At 41.4% G+C, this 20,411-nt stretch carries 17 protein-coding genes; 11 read left to right on the plus strand and 6 right to left on the minus strand.

Annotation, left to right across the window (positions count from 1 at the left end):
- Nucleotides 1-28 precede the first annotated feature (28 nt).
- From ACFWE9_RS05180 to ACFWE9_RS05190, 3 genes are all read left to right on the plus strand, one after another.
- Nucleotides 29-1,255: an MFS transporter gene (locus ACFWE9_RS05180; RefSeq protein WP_377355891.1), complete on the plus strand. Its 1,227-nt coding sequence runs from the start codon at nt 29-31 to the stop codon at nt 1,253-1,255.
- Between the two features lie 100 nt (nt 1,256-1,355).
- Nucleotides 1,356-1,568 carry a hypothetical protein gene (locus ACFWE9_RS05185; RefSeq protein WP_230161411.1) on the plus strand — a complete coding sequence of 71 codons (213 nt, stop codon included), beginning with the start codon at nt 1,356-1,358 and terminating at the stop codon, nt 1,566-1,568.
- Between the two features lie 180 nt (nt 1,569-1,748).
- Nucleotides 1,749-3,164: an amino acid permease gene (locus tag ACFWE9_RS05190; protein ID WP_377355893.1), complete on the plus strand. Its 1,416-nt coding sequence runs from the start codon at nt 1,749-1,751 to the stop codon at nt 3,162-3,164.
- Nucleotides 3,165-3,208: 44 nt separating this feature from the next.
- Here ACFWE9_RS05190 and ACFWE9_RS05195 read toward each other — a convergent pair whose 3' ends face one another.
- Nucleotides 3,209-4,882: a ribonuclease J gene (locus ACFWE9_RS05195; RefSeq protein WP_377355895.1), complete on the minus strand. Its 1,674-nt coding sequence runs from the start codon at nt 4,880-4,882 to the stop codon at nt 3,209-3,211.
- Nucleotides 4,883-5,191: 309 nt separating this feature from the next.
- A complete protein-coding gene (locus ACFWE9_RS05200; protein WP_377355897.1) occupies nt 5,192-6,088 on the minus strand; it encodes a TetR/AcrR family transcriptional regulator in 897 nt (298 codons plus the stop codon).
- A 258-nt stretch (nt 6,089-6,346) separates the two neighbouring features.
- Between ACFWE9_RS05200 and ACFWE9_RS05205 the strand changes: the two genes are divergently transcribed.
- Together ACFWE9_RS05205 and ACFWE9_RS05210 are read left to right on the plus strand one after the other, a co-directional pair.
- The gene (locus ACFWE9_RS05205) at nt 6,347-7,795 is read left to right on the plus strand and encodes a DHA2 family efflux MFS transporter permease subunit (protein WP_377355943.1); all 1,449 of its coding nucleotides are present in this window, start codon (nt 6,347-6,349) and stop codon (nt 7,793-7,795) included.
- A 369-nt stretch (nt 7,796-8,164) separates the two neighbouring features.
- Nucleotides 8,165-8,434, plus strand: a complete 270-nt coding sequence (locus tag ACFWE9_RS05210; RefSeq protein ID WP_377355899.1) for a YesK family protein — start codon at nt 8,165-8,167, stop codon at nt 8,432-8,434.
- Nucleotides 8,435-8,535: 101 nt separating this feature from the next.
- Here ACFWE9_RS05210 and ACFWE9_RS05215 read toward each other — a convergent pair whose 3' ends face one another.
- Complete coding sequence (locus tag ACFWE9_RS05215; RefSeq protein WP_230161402.1) at nt 8,536-9,159, minus strand: TetR/AcrR family transcriptional regulator; 624 nt, start codon at nt 9,157-9,159, stop codon at nt 8,536-8,538.
- A gap of 193 nt (nt 9,160-9,352) precedes the next feature.
- On the opposite strand from ACFWE9_RS05215, the gene ACFWE9_RS05220 reads away from it, so the two are divergent.
- Both ACFWE9_RS05220 and ACFWE9_RS05225 read left to right on the plus strand, forming a co-directional pair.
- Nucleotides 9,353-10,111 carry an SDR family oxidoreductase gene (locus tag ACFWE9_RS05220; protein WP_377355901.1) on the plus strand — a complete coding sequence of 253 codons (759 nt, stop codon included), beginning with the start codon at nt 9,353-9,355 and terminating at the stop codon, nt 10,109-10,111.
- A gap of 88 nt (nt 10,112-10,199) precedes the next feature.
- Entirely contained in the window at nt 10,200-10,724 is a 525-nt protein-coding gene (locus ACFWE9_RS05225) for an NAD-dependent epimerase/dehydratase family protein (protein ID WP_377355903.1), read from the plus strand.
- Nucleotides 10,725-11,099: 375 nt separating this feature from the next.
- Here the strand turns inward: ACFWE9_RS05225 and ACFWE9_RS05230 are convergent, their stop codons facing one another.
- From ACFWE9_RS05230 to ACFWE9_RS05240, 3 genes are all read right to left on the minus strand, one after another.
- Nucleotides 11,100-11,801, minus strand: coding sequence for a FadR/GntR family transcriptional regulator (locus tag ACFWE9_RS05230; protein WP_230161395.1), 702 nt, complete (start codon nt 11,799-11,801; stop codon nt 11,100-11,102).
- Between the two features lie 162 nt (nt 11,802-11,963).
- The gene (gene gudD / locus ACFWE9_RS05235) at nt 11,964-13,322 is read right to left on the minus strand and encodes a glucarate dehydratase (protein WP_377355905.1); all 1,359 of its coding nucleotides are present in this window, start codon (nt 13,320-13,322) and stop codon (nt 11,964-11,966) included.
- A 30-nt stretch (nt 13,323-13,352) separates the two neighbouring features.
- Entirely contained in the window at nt 13,353-14,714 is a 1,362-nt protein-coding gene (locus tag ACFWE9_RS05240; RefSeq protein WP_377355907.1) for an MFS transporter, read from the minus strand.
- Between the two features lie 314 nt (nt 14,715-15,028).
- On the opposite strand from ACFWE9_RS05240, the gene kdgD reads away from it, so the two are divergent.
- The 4 genes from kdgD (at nt 15,029) to ACFWE9_RS05260 (ending at nt 20,392) form a co-directional block, all read left to right on the plus strand.
- Nucleotides 15,029-15,961: a 5-dehydro-4-deoxyglucarate dehydratase gene (kdgD, locus tag ACFWE9_RS05245; protein WP_230161389.1), complete on the plus strand. Its 933-nt coding sequence runs from the start codon at nt 15,029-15,031 to the stop codon at nt 15,959-15,961.
- Nucleotides 15,962-15,978: 17 nt separating this feature from the next.
- Nucleotides 15,979-17,442, plus strand: coding sequence for an alpha-ketoglutaric semialdehyde dehydrogenase GucD (gene gucD / locus ACFWE9_RS05250; protein WP_377355909.1), 1,464 nt, complete (start codon nt 15,979-15,981; stop codon nt 17,440-17,442).
- A gap of 82 nt (nt 17,443-17,524) precedes the next feature.
- The gene (locus ACFWE9_RS05255; RefSeq protein WP_377355911.1) at nt 17,525-18,874 is read left to right on the plus strand and encodes a glucarate dehydratase family protein; all 1,350 of its coding nucleotides are present in this window, start codon (nt 17,525-17,527) and stop codon (nt 18,872-18,874) included.
- Nucleotides 18,875-19,072: 198 nt separating this feature from the next.
- On the plus strand, nt 19,073-20,392 hold the full coding sequence (locus ACFWE9_RS05260) for an MFS transporter (protein ID WP_230161427.1): 1,320 nt from the start codon (nt 19,073-19,075) through the stop codon (nt 20,390-20,392).
- Nucleotides 20,393-20,411: the final 19 nt, after the last annotated feature.

The following is a 20,411-nucleotide window of genomic DNA, read 5'->3' on the forward strand; positions in this document are numbered from 1 at the left end:
GTGTTTATAATGGACGAGGAGTGTAGGTATGGAAGGTCATGAGAAAAATAATGTCAGCATATGGTGCTTGATTAGCATGGCATCAATCCCATTGGTAATGACGCTTGGAAATTCAATGCTTATCCCGGTATTACCCATATTCGAGGAAAAGGTGGGGATATCTTCATTTCAATCTAGCATGGTCATTACAAGTTATTCCGTAGCTTCAATTTTTTTAATCCCCATAGCTGGTTATTTATCAGACCGATTCGGAAGGAAAATGGTGATCTTGCCAAGTTTGGTCCTTGCCCTGATTGGTGGATTGGTTGCGGGCTATGCATCGTGGAAATTGGATGATCCGTTTACTTGGATCATCATTGGGAGAGTATTACAGGGGATTGGTGCTGCTGGTGCCTCGCCCATCATTTTGCCATTGGTGGGAGACCTTTACAAAGATGATGATGAAAAAACCAGTGCATGTTTGGGTATCATCGAAACTTCGAATACATTTGGGAAAGTACTGAGCCCAATATTGGGTTCGCTTTTTGCCGCATTTATCTGGTTTTTACCTTTCTTCTCGATTTCATTCTTCAGTCTAATATCAATTGTATTGGTCTTCTTCTTTATAAAGGTACCAAAGGAGAAGGAAGAACCAAAGAAATTTAAAGAATTCTGGCAGGATACGAAACAAATATTCAAGCAGGAAGGAAAGTGGCTATATACTGTTTTCCTGATTGGTGTATTTGTCATGTTGGTATTGTTCGGGGTCCTTTTCTTTTTGTCGGAAAATTTGGAGAAAATACATGATTTGCACGGAGTCAAGAAGGGTTTTGTGATAGCGATCCCGCTGTTTTTTCTTTGTGTATCTTCATATGTTGCAGGGAAAAAGATCAAAGGTGAATTACCGATCATGAAAAAGATCATCATGATCAGTTTAGCTGTCCTGTCAATCAGTCTGGTCTTTGTCGGATATACAAAAGAGAATGTATTTCTTCTGTTACTCGTAACAAGCCTTGTCGGAATCGCGATTGGCGCGTTACTGCCGACACTTGATGCCATCATCACCCAAAACATTGAAAAGGAACTAAGGGGGACGATAACTTCCTTCTATATGTCCTCAAGGTTCATCGGAGTTGCGGCTGGCCCTCCGGTCATGTCCCTTGTCATGAAAAATCATCTTAATATAAGTTATATCATTACTGGAATCATTGGCATTTGCATCGTTTTGATTGTTATGAAATCCATTAGTACAGACAAAAAGGAAGCCGCTAATTAAATGGTAACAAGTAAGCAATAAGCTGGTTTTGAACTGCAATTCCACGACTTTTTACGTAACGTTCACCATCACAGTTATAGGGGGGAGGCTGTCACATAGAATGTATAAGTTGTTTCCTAGCTTGATGGGAGTGAAATCTTTTGAGTATACATTTCATGTTGAGTTATTTTTTATTGGGCTTACCCTTGCAGCTCCGATAATGGTTTTTGGCATGCCTGTATCGTTGGGGCAGGGTTCAGCAAAAGTCCGTTATCCAACTTATTTTGGCCAAGACAGCTTCAAGTTATGGGGTATCCCAACTTTTCACTTATAGCGGGATGATCTTTATTGGCCTGATTTCTTTGTAGCTGCATTGACGAATGGGTCTTATTTCGATCATCTCTGGATTATCACTGGAGGCACCTGGGCCATCGTGAATAAAGATTGGAAAACTTCTTCCTTGCATAATTCAATGTGGCTTTATTAACACTATGAATGGAAAGGGGGGAGCGTAATGAAAGATGCCAATTGCAGTTCATCAATAGGAAAGAATGGGATAGATTCCAGTGCTTCCGGCGAACAAAATGGGGATATGAAATGGTGGCAGTTGTCATTGGTCGGTGTAGGCTGTACGATCGGAACAGGGTATTTTCTAGGCTCGACAATAGGCATTAAAACAACGGGCCCATCTATTGTATTTTCATTTGTATTGGCTGCACTGGGTACATACATCGTTTATAATTTACTTGCTAAGATGACGGTTGCGGATCCTCAAGAGGGTTCTTTTTGTTATTATGCCAATAAAGCATTTGGAAGATGGGCAGGCTTTAGCTGTGGCTGGAATTATTGGTCCTCCAATATATTGATTATGGGAAGTCAGCTTACTGCACTTTCGCTATTATCCCAATTTTGGTTGCCAAAAGTTCCGCTATGGTTATTTGCGACCGGGTTTGCTATTGTTTCAATCGTTGTGGTATTGCTTGGAACAAAGGGGTTCGACAGCGTTGAAAACATCCTTGCGGTCATTAAGACAGCCGCGATTGTCATGTTTATCATTATCGCAATTTGTGCCGTTGTCGGTTGGTTTGGACTAGATGGAGACAAGCCCCCGTCATTTCCGAATACGTACAGTGAGTTATTTCCTAAAGGGCTAAAAGGGTTTTGGACATCGCTTATTTATGCTTTTTATGCGTTTGGCGGCATTGAAGTGATTGGGCTGATGGCGATGCAGCTGAAAAAGAAGGAAGATGCGCCAAAGGCAGGGACCATCATGCTCTTGGTTTTGACAATCATCTATGTCGTTTCATTGGGGTTAGCCGTCACCATGGTATCGTTAGGCGCATTCAGTGAAAAAGAAAGCCCTTTTGTTACGGCATTGGATAGTTATTACCTGACATTTTTCCCGCATGTTTTTAACGGTGCAATCATCATTGCCGGTTTCTCGACGATGACCGCCTCATTATTTGGTGTGACGAATTTATTGGTTACACTTTCTAAAGATGGGAATGCACCCGCATTATTCATGCAAAAGATCAAGAGATTCAAGGAACTTCCATTACCTTCACTGGGTCTTGGCGCCTTAGGGCTTTTAGGTTCGATCATCACTGCCTTGCTCCTGCCAGGCAAGATTTATGAATACATTACAACATCAGCTGGTATATTGCTACTGTATAACTGGGCCTTCATCATTCTTTCTTCATTCAAAATTTTGGAAGGTAAGATTTGGAGTAAGATTACGGCCGTTTTCGGACTTCTTTTAATTGTTGCAGCGGTAAGTGGAACTTTGCTTGAAAAAGAGATCCGTCCTGGATTCTTCATAAGCCTCTTATTCGTCGTGATCATAGGACTAGCCGTACTTTTCATGATGTTCAAGGTTTGGAATAAGAACAAGGCGATGGCTGCTAAAGCAAGTAAATCGGAACTTGATTAAAAAATGGAACTCGGCTACATAGTCGAGTTCCTTTCAATTTGGCGCTAAATCTCGATGATGATCGGAAGGATCATTGGTTTTTTCTTAGTTTGATTAAAGAGATATTGCCCCAGTTCCTTCTTTATGGTTTGTTTGATGATGTTCCATCTGTATATCCTGTCACTTTGCAATTCGTTGACCGTTTTCGTAACAAGACGATTCACATGTTTAAGGAGGTCCTCGGAATTTTGAACATATACAAATCCACGGGAAATGGTATCGGGTCCTGATACTATTTTTCTTTCCGACTTGCTTAGTGTTATAACGATTACGAGCATTCCATCTTCGGAAAGCTGCTTCCGGTCCCGCAGTACGATTTCTCCAACATCACCAACGCCCATGCCGTCCACAAAGGTATTGCCGGCAGCCACCTTTCTTGTTTGACGGGCAACGGAGTTTTCAATATCCACGACATCGCCATTATTGATGATGAAAGTATGGTCCTTCTCCACCCCGACAGATTCAGCTAGTAATCGATGCTGGTGCAACATCCGATACTCACCGTGAATGGGTATGAAATACTTAGGTTTCATCAGGGTAAGCATGAGCTTTAATTCTTCCTGATAGGCATGTCCGGAAACATGCATGCCTGTTACAGTCCCAGAACCGTAAATGACTTTGGCACCCAGTTGAAACAGGTTGTCGATGATACGTGAAACATCCCGCTCATTTCCGGGTATTGGAGTGGAGGCAAGAATCACTGTATCATCAGGCAATATACTCATATCCCGATAATTCGAACTGGAAAGGCGAGAAAGGGCAGCAAACGGCTCACCTTGACTTCCTGTACATAAAACCGCGACCCTTTCAGGAGCATAATTATCCACTTCTTGTGGTTGGATAAGCATCCCATCAGGAACCTCGAGGTACCCGCGTTCAATGGCAACGGATACGACGTTCACCATGCTTCGTCCAATTAAGGCTAGTTTCCGGTTTGTCTTCTGAGCAGCGTTCACAACTTGTTGAACGCGGTTGACGTTTGAAGCGAAGGTTGAAAGAATGACTTTCTGTTTAGCGTGCATAAAGGCCTCTTCAATATGGCTGCCAACTAGATGCTCCGAGGGACTGGAGCCGGGACGTTCAGCGTTCGTGCTTTCAGATAATAAAACCAAGACACCTTCACTCCCGATTTTGGCCATTTTATGGATATCGGGATACTGATTGTTCATGGGAGTTAAGTCAAATTTGAAGTCCCCTGTATGAACGACCGTGCCTTCCGGTGTATGGATGGTGACTCCAAGGCAATCGGGAATACTGTGATTCGTTTTGAAAAAGTCCAGACGCATCTCCCCAAATTCCAACCTTGAATCCGAGTCGATTTGGATTAATTCCGTATCACCCAAAAGGTTATGTTCTTTTAACTTCAATTCAATCAAACCAAGTGTTAAACGTGTAGCATAAATAGGTACGTTCAATTTTTTTAAGAAATAGGGGATACCGCCAATATGATCTTCATGCCCATGAGTTACAATTAGAGCCCGGATCTTATCCTTATTTTCCTGAAGAAAGGAAATATCAGGAATGATCAAGTCCACTCCTAATAAACTTTCATCAGGAAACTTGGCACCACAGTCAATAATGACGATATCGTTTGAATATTGAACCACATACATGTTTTTTCCGATTTCGTTCACTCCGCCTAACGCAAGAATGGACAAACTACTTTTATTCGCACTCAAATAGCTAGACCTCCTTTTTATAAGGCTAGTCTTTCCTTAGGCCATGCTTATAAAACCAACACTTTACAAAATGATTTTTTTCATAAAAGGAAGAGGGCTGAAAACAAGCTTTTGCGAAATGAATGCACTGTGATCCAGGGATATTCACACGTTGGCCAAATTGGCGGGATTCTTATGATTCACCAATACCCGGCTGTGAAAAAATACTTGCAGCAAATCCACCTATAGCGGCAAATAAATTGAAAAAAACACCTGCGTTTTTCGGCAGGTGCTTGTCATATTACTCAACCTCATTAATCTTTCCGACCTTCATTGGTACAAACAAGAGTTGATGCTTTTTTCAAAGTTCTCCATGCATGCCGGGACCTGCACGGCATATTGAGTCTTTAGCGTGAGCAGCAAACTTTCTATCAAAAATTTCCGCGGTTTGTCGGACTGCATCAGCTCGTCCTGGATAAAATCGACAAGTTCAATGGCTCTTGTTCTATTTTCACCGCAAGGGAAGGCTTTGTTAATTGCTTTTTTCAATTCAGAGGTGGAGTTAAGCAATTCATTATGGCATGGATTAAGATGATTTTTAAATTTTGGAAACCACGTATCGATTAGTTCCGGACTCAGGATCTGTTCTCCGCTTTCTGCCACTTCATCGACTAAATGGACAATTCTGTTCATGCAGTAGCGGATAATCTGTATTTCCGAAGAACCTTTCGCATTAGCACGATAATTAAAATGATTTACATGGGTCATCATCGAATGAAAGATAATGACGCTATCTAAAAGATAGGGTTTTTTGCTTTCCCCGAAAATATCGAGAAAACGTTCATACATCCAGCGTATGCTTAATAAAAGAGTCTCATTGATGAATTGTTTTAATTCATCGTCGTTTGAAACGCGGACTTCTTCGATCAGAATAAGCATTTTACTTTGTTTGTTCTCCATCATTTGCAGTTCGAGCTGCTTGATGAAAATTTCAATATCTGCTGAATCTTGATCAACCAATAGTTTTTCTCGTTCGTGGAGAATCCTTTTATAGAAGGAACGGAAAATGGCAATAAATAATTCTCCCTTGGAAGGGAAATAATTATAGAATGTACCTTTGGAAATGCCGCTGCCTTCTAAAATGTCCTGGATGGACGTGGCTTGGTAGCCCTTATCAATAAACAGCTTATGAGCCGTATCGATAACATTCTGCCTTCGATTATTCATCATATCACCTGATTTTCAATTATACTGCTTGTATAAATGTAATCGTACTCTATTTTCCATCACAGCACAAACCCTTATTTAAACCAATAAATTTTTATTGCAAAAAATGAACTGTGGGTATATTATTGATTTTATGAGATTGGGTTATACCTATCGTACAATTAAATGAACCAACAGTTTGAATGGAGGAATAGATAAAAAGTGAGTACTGCACAAACAAATGAAAAAAAGGGTTCGTATGGCATTTTGGCCATACTGATGGTCGGGGCGTTTATAGCGATACTGAATTCAACCCTTTTAAATATTGCACTGCCATCTATCAAAACAGACCTGGGAATCGAGACTTCCACAGTTCAATGGCTGACAACGGGCTATATGCTTATGAACGGAATCATGATTCCGACAACAGCCTTCTTAATAAGAAAGTATTCGGTACGTAATCTGTTCCTGACAGCCATGCTGCTTTTCTCAATCGGGACGATCGTTGCAGGTGTAGCGCATACATTCCCGCTATTATTGAGCGCACGTATGGTTCAGGCTGCAGGTTCTGCAATTATGATGCCGTTATTAATGAACGTGCTTTTAACTGCTTTCCCTGTTGAAAAACGGGGCTCGGCAATGGGATTATTCGGTTTAGTCATGATGTTTGCCCCTGCAATCGGGCCGACGCTTTCAGGCTGGATCATCGAACATTATGATTGGAGAATGCTATTCCACTTCATCACTCCGCTTGCTTTACTAGTGCTTATTCTCGGCTTCTTTAAACTTAAAGACAAAAAGGAAAAAGTCGATATTAAAATTGATAAATTATCGGTCATTCTTTCAAGCTTAGGGTTTGGCGGATTGCTTTATGGATTTAGTTCGGCAGGCAGCAAAGGCTGGGATAGCCCTTGGGTATATGGAACATTGATTGTCGGTGCCATTTCCCTGATCCTTTTCATTACACGCCAGCTGAAAATGGAAACGCCAATGCTTGAATTCAAGATCTTCAAACATCCGATGTTCGCCTTATCTGCAACGATTTCAATCGTGTTGAATATGGCCATGTTCTCGGCGATGATCTTAATGCCGATGTATACACAAACGGTCCGTGGCATTTCACCATTCGATTCAGGATTATTGATGCTGCCCGGTGCACTATTGATGGCCCTCATGTCACCGATTACCGGTAAGCTCTTCGATAAATTCGGTGCGCGCATACTTGCTTCAACCGGTTTGTTTATTACTGTGGTGACGACGTATTTCTTCAGTAAATTAACAATGGATACTTCTTATACACATATTGTGATTCTGTATTCCGTCCGTTTATTCGGTTTGTCCATGGCCATGATGCCGATCATGACAAATGGATTGAACTCGCTGCCAGCCCGTATGAACCCGCATGGTACCGCCATGAATAACACGCTGAACCAGATTTCAGGCGCAATCGGTACAGCATTGCTTGTTACGGTCATGTCAAACCATGCAGCATCTTCCGGTGAGGATTTAATGACCAAAGCAATGAGCGAACTAACAAGCCAGCCCACTGCTGAAATGATGGAACAAATGCAGGCCCAAATCGGAATGCAGGCGATGCTCGATGGAATTAACTTCTCCTTCTTTGTATCCACCTTCATTGCTGCTGTGGCACTGATTCTGACATTATTCATTAAGCGTGCATGGCCGGCTGAAGAAAAGCCAGCTGAGAAAAAAAATCAAACCGCTTAAAGGAAACATAAAACAAGGCCCCTATGTGAATAGGGGCCTTGTTTATTGATTTTTATCATTAATTTGTCCCATAATTGAATAATTGTACTTACAGTTCATTGTTTCGACCCACAATCGAAAAATCGTCCTAGAACTCAATAATTTACCTCACATTCCATCAGCCCCAGCCAGGTGATCATGTTGCACCTTTTATTTGGTTTCATACATAAAATGGAATGTCGCAGGATGTTCAACCTTTTCACCACTATTACTCATTTTGGTATAGCCCTTCTGACATCTCATTTTTCACCTCAATTTGCCACTGAATTCGAAAAATCCGGTAAAATAAATTGGTAATTTATGCTAAAATTAATGAAGGGAGTGGATTTTATGATGATTTTAGTACCATTGCTGATGACTCTCATACCAGGGATGATTATATTGACCCTTACTTGGTGGCTTAGTAAAAGAGGATGTCCTCTTTTATTAAAGATGTTGCCAGGAATCATAGCGATTATTGCTGCCTTTATTCTATTTTATATCGGGTTTGTTCACATTAGGGGATTTGAAGGGGCAGCTTACGGTTTCCTTTCCTTTTTTCTAATAATATTTGCTTTTATATCTTTCTTGATTGGAAAAAAGGTTAGTGTCATCCGATGAGTTGAAGTAATGGAACTCGGCTAGTAGAAAGGATCCATAACACTAAAATTGCTGATTGACGTGAATTTTTAAGGAACAAGAGGGTTGCCCATGCAGCCCTCTTATTTCTGTCCATCATTAAATGTATGGTTTATTTTAAAAACAGCATTAACTGGCCTATTAGTAATGATTTCTAGTAATTGTTCTGCCATATAATCGGCGCTATATGTGAAGCCAGTGTTGACCCATTCGATAATCATGCCTAAAATCGCATATGCTTGGTAGCTGGAGGCAAGTTCTGCATTAATCTTAGGGTTTGGCCGATAATCTTCCAGGTCCTCTAAAGGCAGTTTCTTTAATTCATTACAAATTCTATCGTGTAGTTTTGGCAATGCATTCGACTTTAGAACGAGGGTATAAATATTTTTGTAGTTAGCCACATGTTCAAATATTTTGATGACTGATGCCGTTAGTTCATTGATGGTAAAGGTATCACCATTTTTATAAGGTTCCCGATAAGATAGGATTAAATCGGCTATGACATCCTCCATGATTTCTTCAAGCAGTTCCTCTTTGTACTGATAATGTTTATAGAAGGTACCGCGATTAAGGTCGGCGAGTTCTACAATGTCAGTAATGGATATCTCCCTAAAATCCTTAGTTTGCATTAATGATATGAGGGACTCCTTTAAAGTCTTTTTGGATTTCCTGATCCTTCTATCGATCCCAGTGTTATTATTGGACATTCTCCTCATCCTTTGTTCGTTTTTGGACTTTTAATAAACAAAATGAATCATATGTGTTCATTGTTCAACATCGAGAGCTGCATTTGCTGATTGTATAACCTTATTGAAACTAATTATACTATAAAGGAAGGTAGTTAATGAACATCTGTACAATAAGTGGCGATTTTACTAGATTGAATATGGGGGAGATTACATGAAATTACAAGACAAGGTTGCAGTCGTTACAGGTGCAGCATCAGGCATGGGAAAACAAATTGCCATACTTTATGCTCGAGAAGGGGCTAAAGTTGTCGTGTCGGATTTAAATCTCGATGGTGCGAACGCTACGGTAGAAGAGATAAAAGCAACTGGCGGATCAGCTTTTGCGATTAAAACGAACGTTGCAGTAGAAGAAGATATTCAGCAATTGATCGATACGACAGTCAGTACGTTTGGTACGGTGGATATACTGGTGAATAACGCGGGCATCATGGATGGCATGGAACCTGCCGGAGATATTGAAGATTCTAAATGGGACAGGATTTTTGCAATTAACACGACAAGCGTCATGCGTTCGACAAGAAAGGTGTTACCAATCTTTTTAGAAAAACAAAAAGGAGTCATCCTCAATATTGCTTCTGCCGGCGGTTTATATGGTGCACGAGCAGGCGGAGCATACACTGCCTCGAAACACGCAGTGGTTGGCTTCACAAAAAACACCGGCTTCATGTATGCGGATAAAGGAATTCGCTGTAATGCGATAGCACCAGGCGGAGTTGAAACAAATATTGGCTCAAGCATGACGAATATCAATGGATTCGGTGCATCTCGTCAGCAATTGGGAATGGCCATCAATCCACGCAATGGAAAACCTGAGGAAATTGCGAAAATTGCTTTGTTCCTGGCCTCGGATGATTCCAGCTTTGTCAATGGTACCGTCATCACGGCAGATGCTGGTTGGAGTGCTTATTAAACCGTAATTTTAACAGACCACTGCACAGAGGTGTGGTGGTCCTGTTTTTATCGGGATATCCCCGTATATTGACAAATCGATAAACCCTATGGATATAAGGCAAGAACGTGTTTCAATCAATTCCTCAATCAGGAGGGCAGGTATCGAACAAGGAATCAGGGCAGTTGTACTATGTCCTTCGATGATTTACGGAGACTCTCTCGGCTTGCCAACGGAAAGTGATCAATTGCCAAAAATTATTCGTAAATCCCGTGAAATGAAGGCAGGTGTCCATGTTGGAATGGGAGTGAATCGGTGGTCTAATGTCCATATAAAGGACTTGGCCAGGTTGTATCAATTGCTTCTGGAAAAAGCACCGGCTGCATCAGTTTTTTATGCCGAAAATGGGGAAGAATCATATGGCGATCTTGCCGCAGCAATCAGTGAAGCACTTGGTTATGGGGGGAGAACATTAAGCTGGCCGATGGATGAGGCTATTGATGAACTTGGTGACTGGGCTCGTTTTGCCATTGCCTCCAACAGCCGGGTAAGAGCTGTGCATGCCAGGGAATTACTTGGTTGGAAGCCAAAAGAGGAATCCATTATGAGTTGGATAAGTAGAATGAACGATTAAATAAGTACCTAATACATGCATTCCTGCCAGTAAGCAGGGATGCATTTTTTTTGAGTGGAGCCTTGGCAGGTTCAGTGGATGGGGATTTTGGTTAGCCAGACAATTTGTAAGAGGAAGGTTTCGACTTCATTCGGGAGTCCTGACATTCTCATTTCAATCGAACTGGATAAGTGGGGGCTGGATAGTTCAACTACTATCCAGTTTTTCTCAAAAATAATTATGCTATCAATTGGATTTAAAAGGTATGTTGAAACTTTGAAATCTTGGAAGCAAAATAGGTTTAATTTTTCCTGAAAATATCCACTTTTTAGGTGTACCTATGAGAGAGACTCATTGAGTAATCCGCTAGTTTATGATTCTTAAGATTTTTTTTGCTTAATTTGCGTGAGAATATTGAAGGACTTTCTGACGGACGTAATCAAGGTGCTTGTACATTTGGCTGAATGCTTCATGTGGATCATGTGCTGCAAGTGCCGCATAGATCGCTTTATGATACTTTACTGTCAATTCCCGTTCTCTGAATTGAATCAGGCTATTTATTTTATTATGGGTAATTAATAAGGAATCGATCATACCTTCAATAATGGGATTGTTCGCACTTAAAGCAATGATCTTGTGGAATTCTTTATCAGCCTCTCCATAATCGTTGTCTTCACTATTGGCAATCGTGTCAATCGTAACTTGGAGTTTCTCCAGTTGTTCGTTTGTGATCTTCTCGGCAGCCATCGTTACTAATCCCAACTCCAATGCCATTCGTGCTTCGATGATTGCGGGTAAATTATCCGTAGCAAGCGCCAGCATGACAGAGAATGGATGCGTACCGATTTTATCGTTAAAAAAGGTTCCTTCACGCGTTTTCCGCGTAATGACCCCTAGCGTATCAAGTGCACTGAGAGCCTCCCGTAAAACCGGCCGGCTAACTTCAAGTTCTTTCATAAGTTCCATTTCAGGAGGCAGTTTGTCGCCCGCTTTCATTTGTCCACTGACGAGCAGATGCACAATTTGATCCACGACTTGTTGTGAAAGAGTGTTTCGATGTACTGATTGTACGCCTAATTTCTTTGACGATTCTTCCATTATGTAACCCCTTTTCTGTGAAATCCGATATGTATTTTTACTGTAAGACTAATTATATAATATAATACACTTATTTGCATGTGAGGAAGAGAAGGCCTATGCCCCAAAAAAAGTAAAATGCGTCGCTCTATAGAGAGAGACGCACGCATTGTTGGAAAAAAATCATCTGACAAGGCAAGGTGATTTTGGATTGAACTTCCACCCGGAGACCAGGTATTGCATAGCCATAGAATCATCACGGGCACCAAGCCCTTTTTGTTTATAAAGCTGATGTGCCTTCTCGATTTGTTCCATATCCAATTCAATTCCAAGTCCGGGTTTGGAAGGGACATCCACCATTCCACCGACAATTTTAAAAGGTTCTTTCGTCAAACGTTGCCCATCCTGCCAAATCCAGTGGGTATCGATCGCAGTGATTTTTCCTGGTGCGGCTGCTGCAACGTGTGTAAACATGGCAAGTGAAATGTCAAAGTGATTATTGGAGTGTGATCCCCATGTCAATCCCCATTCCTTGCACATTTGAGCGACGCGGACGGAGCCTTGCATCGTCCAAAAATGCGGATCGGCAAGAGGAATGTCCACGGATTGAAGTTGAATGGAGTGCCCCATTTGCCTCCAGTCCGTTGCGATCATATTCGTAGCGGTGGGAAGGCCCGTTGCACGCCTGAATTCCGTCATCACCTCCCGGGCGGAAAAACCATTTTCCGCTCCGCATGGATCTTCCGCATAGGCTAAAACATGATGCTGGTTCCGGCAAAGTTTAATTGCATCCTCAAGTAGCCAGCCGCCATTTGGGTCAAGGGTGATCCTGGCTTCAGGGAAGCGTTCCGCAAGTGCCGTCACCGCTTCGATTTCTTCTTCCCCGCGCAAAACCCCGCCTTTCAATTTAAAATCATTGAATCCATAGCGAGAGTGGGCGGCTTCTGCCAAGCGGACAATCGATTCGGGTGTCAGCGCTTCCTCATGACGGAGGCGAATCCAGTCATCTTCCGCTTCAGGTTCGCTTAAATAACCAAGATCTGTTTTATTACGGTCACCTACATAAAATAAGTAGCCCAGCATTTCTACCTTATCACGCTGCTGTCCTTCGCCGAGAAGGGCTGCGACTGGTACACCTAAGTATTGTCCGACTAAATCAAGAAGTGCCGCTTCAAATGCTGTTACGGCATGGATGGCAATACGGAGATCGAACGTCTGAAGGCCGCGCCCTCCTGCATCCCGGTCCGCAAACTGCTTACGGATGGTATTTAGAATGTTGTTGTATGTTCCAATGGACTGGCCGACAACCAATTGTTTGGCATCTTCGAGTGTCTGGCGAATTTTTTCGCCTCCAGGAACTTCACCGACACCAGTATTACCCGCATTGTCTTTTAAAATGATAATGTTCCGGGTGAAATAAGGAGCATGGGCACCGCTCAGGTTCAGAAGCATGCCGTCATGGCCCGCAACTGGAATGACGCTCATTTCGGATATGACCGGTGTGCCGATTTTTACATTATCCTTAAGTAATTGATTATTCATAATTTCCCCCCTACCAGAATATTTAGTTATCTATGATTTTAACTCTACACGTTTAATTTCACCAACAAGGAATAAATAGCTGCAGACCGCGACAAGAGCATTAGCACATACGAAGACTAGTGCCCCATTAAATGACCCTGTTGTGGCAATGATATATCCGATAATAATTGGTGTTGTGATGCCGGCAATGTTACCGAATGTGTTGAAAAGCCCCCCACTAATACCGGACATTTCTTTTGGTGAGGTATCGGCAACTACCGCCCAGCCGAGTGCCCCAAATCCTTTACCGAAAAACGCAAGGGCCATAACGAATATAACAACCCATTCCGTATCTACATAGTTTGCAGCCACTAAGCTCATCGATAGAAGCATCCCAACAACAATTGGCATTTTTCGAGCGACAGTCAATGAGAATCCCTTCCGTAACAAGAAATCCGAGAATGTCCCTCCGAGCATGCCGCCAAAAAATCCACAAATGGCTGGAAGGGAAGCGACGAGTCCAACTTCAAGAATGGTCATGCCTCTTTCTTGTACAAGGTATACAGGAAACCATGTCAGGAAAAAGTACGTTAATGTTGTAATGCAATATTGTCCGAGATAAACACCTAACAGCATACGGTTTGATAACAGCTGCTTAATATGATTCCAGTTGACACCCTTCTTTTCCTCCTTATTTGTAGTGGTTTGATCCATATTAATCAAAGCGCCGCCTGCTTCGATATATTCAAGCTCAGCTTTGTTGATACGCGGATGTTCCTTTGGTCCATAAATCGTTTTCATCCAGATGAAAGCAACGATGACTCCCAAAGCGCCCATAAAGAAGAAGACATATTCCCAACCAAATTTATACGTAATATATCCCATAATCGGTGCGAAGAGAACAGTGGCAAAATACTGGGCTGAATTGAAAGTGGCAGCCGCGGTTCCGCGTTCATGGCTTGGGAACCAGGTAGCAACGATGCGGCTGTTGGCCGGGAAGGAAGGAGCTTCTGCCAATCCAACTAAAAAACGGAGTCCGAACAATACCATGACAGCTGTTCCGGCAGAACCGAGAAAACCGATCAATCCTTGTAAAAGCGTAAAGGAAGACCATAGCGTGATACTCCAAAAGTAAACCCTTTTTGAGCCAAAACGGTCTAAAAGCCATCCTCCTGGAATTTGTCCAGCTACGTAAGACCAAGCGAAAGCGGAGAAAACATAGCCCATCATGACTGAATCGAGACCAAGCTGACCTGACATATCCGTTCCCGCAATTGATAGCGTCGCACGATCCGCATAATTCAGAGCGGTAACTAAAAAGAGCATGAAGACAATGAACCATCGTGTGCGTGTTTTTTTCTGGGCATTCGGCAGTTTAGTAGATGCTTGGAAAACTTTTTCTTCAGCGTTCATATACTCACTTCCTTAAACGTATTTTATTTTTTATTGATACCGCTTACAAACTTAATCGCTCCCCCTCTTGTTAAAATTCTTAATATTTAGTTTTGTCCAATGGTAAGACAAATGAAATTGTTTGTCAATGGCTTTTTTTTAATAATCGTTTTGCATTTCCGCTCCCTCATTTTCTGTTTTTTTTGTATAAAGTAGAAGCGAAATTGTTGAAGTATGAGGTCATATTGAATTTTTCAGAAAATAATAAAAATACAATTGACCGAACAGTGTATTTGTCTTACAATAAAACAATAATACACAAGGGGGAATAAATAATGAATAAGATTCGCAAGGCACCTAAAGGGATTCTCGGATTTCCCGTGGCACCATTCACAACGAGTAATAAGCTTGATGAAAAAGCACTCGCCCAAAACATCCAATTTTTAATAAATGAGGGACTCGAGGCTATTTTCGTGGCATGTGCAGCAGCAGAATATCCATCGTTAAGTAAAGAGGAATATGAAGCGATGGTAGAGGTAGCCGTATCCGTCACGGCTGGAAAAGTCCCTGTATACACGGGGGTAGGAGGCAATATTCAAACTTCCTTGGAACTTGCCAGAATATCAGCGGATAGAGGGGCAGATGGTTATTTAATATTACCTCCATATCTCGTTACTGGAGAACAGGCAGGTTTGGCGGCTTATTTCAAAGCCATCGCAGAAAGTACAGACTTAAACTCAATAGTATATCAGCGAGATAATGTGTCATTTTCAATTTCAACTTTGGAAGCGCTCGCGGAGGTCCCTCAGGTGGTCGGCGTAAAAGACGGTCTAGGCAATATGGAGCTGAATGGACTCCTTACACAAACCTTCGGAAAACGTTTCGGCTGGCTGAACGGAATGCCGCTTGCGGAAGTTACCATGTCGGCCTACGTTCCACTTGGCTTTGACTCATACTCATCTGCGATATCCAATTACATCCCGCACATCTCACGAAAATTCTATAATGGCATTTTGAGTGGAGATCAAGAAACGGTTAATGAAATTTACCAACAAGTCATTATGCCAATCAACAACATTCGCCGTCAGCGAAAAGGGTATGCCGTCTCTCTCATTAAAGCAGGTATGGAGATTATGGGAATGCCGGTTGGGCAAACAGTCAGATTACCAATTCTTCCGGTGGAAAAAGAACATTATGCAGAAATGCAAAAAATATTAGAACATGCTTTAGATCGTTTTCCAAAAGAAACAACAATTCAATCAATCTAATAAGGGCGGGATTATATATGATAACTACAGTTCAAACAAAAACATATCTTAACTATATTAACGGTGAATGGGTTACTTCCATTTCAAATGAAGTTGAAAAAAGTTTAAACCCGGCAGATAAACAGGCAATTGTCGGATATCTACAAAAATCTACCAAGGATGACTTGAACCTGGCTGTAGAAGCTGCGAAAAAGGCGAAAGAAAAATGGCGCAAACTAGCTGGTTCAGAGCGCGGGGAGTATCTATATAAAGTAGCGCAAATTCTTGAAAAGCGGATTGATGAAATCGCAGAATGTGCAACTCGGGAAATGGGAAAGACCTTTGCTGAAACAAAAGGGGAAACGGCACGCGGTATTGCGATCCTGAAATACTATGCAGGAGAAGGAATGCGTAAAGTGGGGGATGTCATTCCATCTACCGACAGTTCAGCGCTTATGTTCACGACGCGCGTCCCGCTTGGTGTAGTGGGCGTCATTACACCTTGGAATTTTCCAATCGCCATCCCAATCTGGAAGATGGCTCCTGCTCTCGTATATGGGAATACGATTGTGGTGAAGCCAGCCACTGAGACGGCCATCACCTGTGCAAAGATCATGGAATGTTTTGAAGAAGCCGGTTTACCAGCGGGTGTTGTCAATATGGTCACGGGGCCGGGCAGTGTCATTGGGCAGGGCATCGCCGATCACGAGGATGTAAACGGCATTACCTTTACTGGCTCAAACGGCGTTGGAAAAAGGATTGGACAAGCGGCGTTAGCACGTGGAGCGAAATATCAGCTTGAAATGGGCGGGAAAAACCCGGTAATCGTTGCAGCGGATGCGGATCTTAATCTGGCTGTAGAAGCAGTCATTACAGGTGCGTTTCGTTCAACTGGGCAAAAATGTACAGCGACAAGCCGTGTCATTGTTGCAGCTGAAGTTTATGAAGAGTTCAAGCAGTTGCTGGTGAAAGAAGCGAAAGGAATTTCCATCGGGGATGGATTGGACAGCGGAACATGGATGGGACCATGTGCTAGCGAAAATCAATTAAATACGGTTCTTTCCTATATCGAAAAAGGAGTGGAAGAAGGCGCTACCCTTCTTATTGGCGGTAAGCGTGCTGAAGAAGGCTCTCAGGCAAATGGCTTCTATGTAGAGCCTACGATCTTTGATAACTGCACCTCAGGTATGACAATTGTACAGGAAGAAATTTTTGGTCCGGTGATTGCTTTATTGAAAGCCGATTCAGTTGAAGAAGCCCTGCATCTTGCGAACAGCGTGGAATACGGACTTAGTGCTTCGATTTTTACAGCCAATATCCAACATGTGCTTTCATTTGTTAACGATATGGAAGCGGGATTGATCAGGGTTAACGCTGAGAGTGCAGGCGTTGAATTGCAGGCACCATTTGGCGGCATGAAAAACTCCAGCTCCCACTCCAGGGAACAGGGAGAAGCAGCAAAAGAGTTTTTTACATCCATTAAAACGGTGTTTGTAAAATAATAAAATTCCATATAACGTGAATGCGATCATAGATAACGCTTTCGAATGAATGATTAGAGTACTTATGAAAGGAAGTTATAAGATGAAATCGCAGGGATCGCCAATTATTACAGATATGAAGGTTATTCCAGTAGCAGGCTATGATAGTGCGCTACTCACACTAAGTGGCTGTCATGCTCCTTATTTTACTCGTAATATTGTTATTTTAGAAGATGAAACGGGGAATACAGGTATCGGTGAGATTCATGGCGGCGATGATATTACTAGAATGATAGAAAGTTATCGTCCATTTGTGGTAGGACAAGAGATTGCCAATTATAGAGGTTGTATAACTGCTATACGTAAAGGTGGTTTGAGTATAAAAGGTGACTCTGGTGAAGGATTACAAGGATTAAATTTAGCCAATTTAAAATTTGTTGTGCAAGCAGAAGCTGCTGTTGAATGCGCCATGATGGACTTACTTGGTAAATTTGTTAATAAACCAATTGCAGCATTACTTGGCGATGGAGGTATTCAACGGACAGAAGTTCCGTTCTTAGGCTATTTATTCTATATCGCAGATATGGAAAAACTCGATCTTCATTATTTACGTGAAACACAATTTAAGGATGATTGGGATCGTGTTAGACGAATTAAAACGTTAACAGCTGAAGGAATTGTAGCTCAAGCAAAAGCAGCTGAAGATCGTTATGGATTTAAGAGTTTCAAATTAAAAGGTGGAGTACTTCGTGGAGAAGAAGAAATGGAAGCGATTCAAGCTTTACATGAAGCATTCCCTGATTCAAGAATTAATCTTGATCCAAATGGTGCATGGTCATTGGAAGAAGCCATTAAGCTTTGCAAAGGTAAAGGAGATATACTTGCTTATATTGAAGATCCTTGTGGTCCTGAAGCGGGATTCTCTAGCCGTGAAATAATGGCTGAATTTAAGATTGCGACTGGGCTACCTGTTGCTACAAATATGATTGCTACAAATTGGCGTCAATTCCATCATTCATCAACACTTAGGGCAGTCGATATTGTGTTAGCTGACCCTCATTTCTGGACATTGAATGGTAGTATTCGTATGGCACATGTATTAAATGATTGGGGTCTGACATGGGGGGCGCATTCCAATAACCACTTTGATATTACATTGGCGGCATTTACACAAGTAGCGGCTGCTGCACCAGGAAATATTTCACCAATTGATACACACTATATATGGCAAGATGGCCAAGAATTATGTGATGATCCATTACAAATTATAGATGGAGTAATTAAACTGCCTGATAAACCGGGTTTAGGTGTAGAAATAAATATAGATAAAATTATGAAAGCAAATGAATTATATCGTAGTCTGCCTTATCATGACCGTGATGATTCAACATCTATGCAATATCTAATTAAAGAGTGGGAATATAACTCTAAAAAACCATGTTTGGTGAGATAAACTTTTTGAATTAAATGAATGGGTAATTACCATGAGTAAAAGAATGAATATCTCTATCTAATAAAGATGAAAATATTAACATTCTACTCATGGTAGTTGCTAAAAGAACAATAATTGTAAGCCCTTACTTTATTAAATTCAAATTCAATGAGAAAAAATAGCGTGTTACTAGAAAAAACAAAAATAGGAGGAAGCTTGATGAACAGTAGCGGTGCTCAACCCCTCAGTCATGAAAATGAATATCCTAAAAAAACCAATGTGCGTTTTATCATACTTGCAATGTTATTTATCGTGACCGTTATTAATTATATTGACCGCTCTGCTCTGGGTATAGCTGCTCCAGTAATGAAAGAAGATCTTGCTTTCGATGCAGTGAAATTGGGAGTTGCTTTTTCAGCCTTTAACTGGGCTTATACCGCATTTAACATTCCAGGTGGTTGGTTACTAGATCGATTCGGAGCACGTAAAGTTTATGGTGTTGCTTTATTATTGTGGTCCATATTTACTTTTTTTCAAGGGTTTATTAGCACCTTACTTGGGTTATTCATTTTAAGATTCTTGGTTGGTATTACTGAAGCTCCATCTTTTCCTGGAAATAGCAGATTGACAACGATGTGGTTTCCACAACATGAACGTGGACGAGCAGTATCGATTTATAACTCTGCACAATATTTTGGATTAGCACTTTTCACACCAGTCATGGCATGGATTTTACAAGAGTTTGGCTGGCACGATGTTTTCTTTGTTGCAGGAGGAGCAGGTATCATTGTAGCAATTTTATGGTTTGTATTTGTACGTGAACCATACAACCATCCACGTGTAAATCAAGCAGAAATCGATTATATTAATTCAGGTGGAGGGTTAGCAAATAAAGAAGAAAAAAGAAAAGTGAATTGGTCTGATATCCGTCTTTTGTTGACAAACAGACAAATGGTCGGAATTTATATTGGTCAGTATGCGTTAAATACAATTGTTTGGTTTTTCTTAACTTGGTTCCCTACTTATCTCGTAACAGAGAAGGGTTTATCTCTGATTCAAACAGGGTTTGCAGCATCGGTACCATATATAGGAGCATTTTTTGGAGGTATCGCTGGTGGGTTCATTTCTGACAAATTATTAAATAAAGGAAAATCGCTCGCTGTTGCACGTAAAACACCGATTATCACAGGGTTTCTTTTATCCAGTACAATCGTATTAGCTAACTTTACTTCAAATATTTTTCTTCTTATCCTAATCATGTCCATTGCCTTTTTCGCAAAAGGTTTGGCAGGACTTACATGGTCTCTTGTCGGTGATATGGCACCAAAAGAACTTATTGGTTTAACTGGCGGTATTTTTAATACCATTGGGAATATCGCAGGTATTGTAACACCACTTGTCATTGGATTTATTTTAGCTAAAACAAATTCCTTTAGTGGTGCCCTAATCTTTGTTGCAAGTGTATTGTTCGTAGGAGCTCTATCCTACATTTTCATAGTAAATAAACCTGAAAGAATCGTATTAATAGATAAAAATTAACATAAGAAAAGAAAACAAA

Source organism: Peribacillus sp. NPDC060253 (genome assembly GCF_042727425.1).
Lineage (GTDB): Bacteria > Bacillota > Bacilli > Bacillales > DSM-1321 > Peribacillus.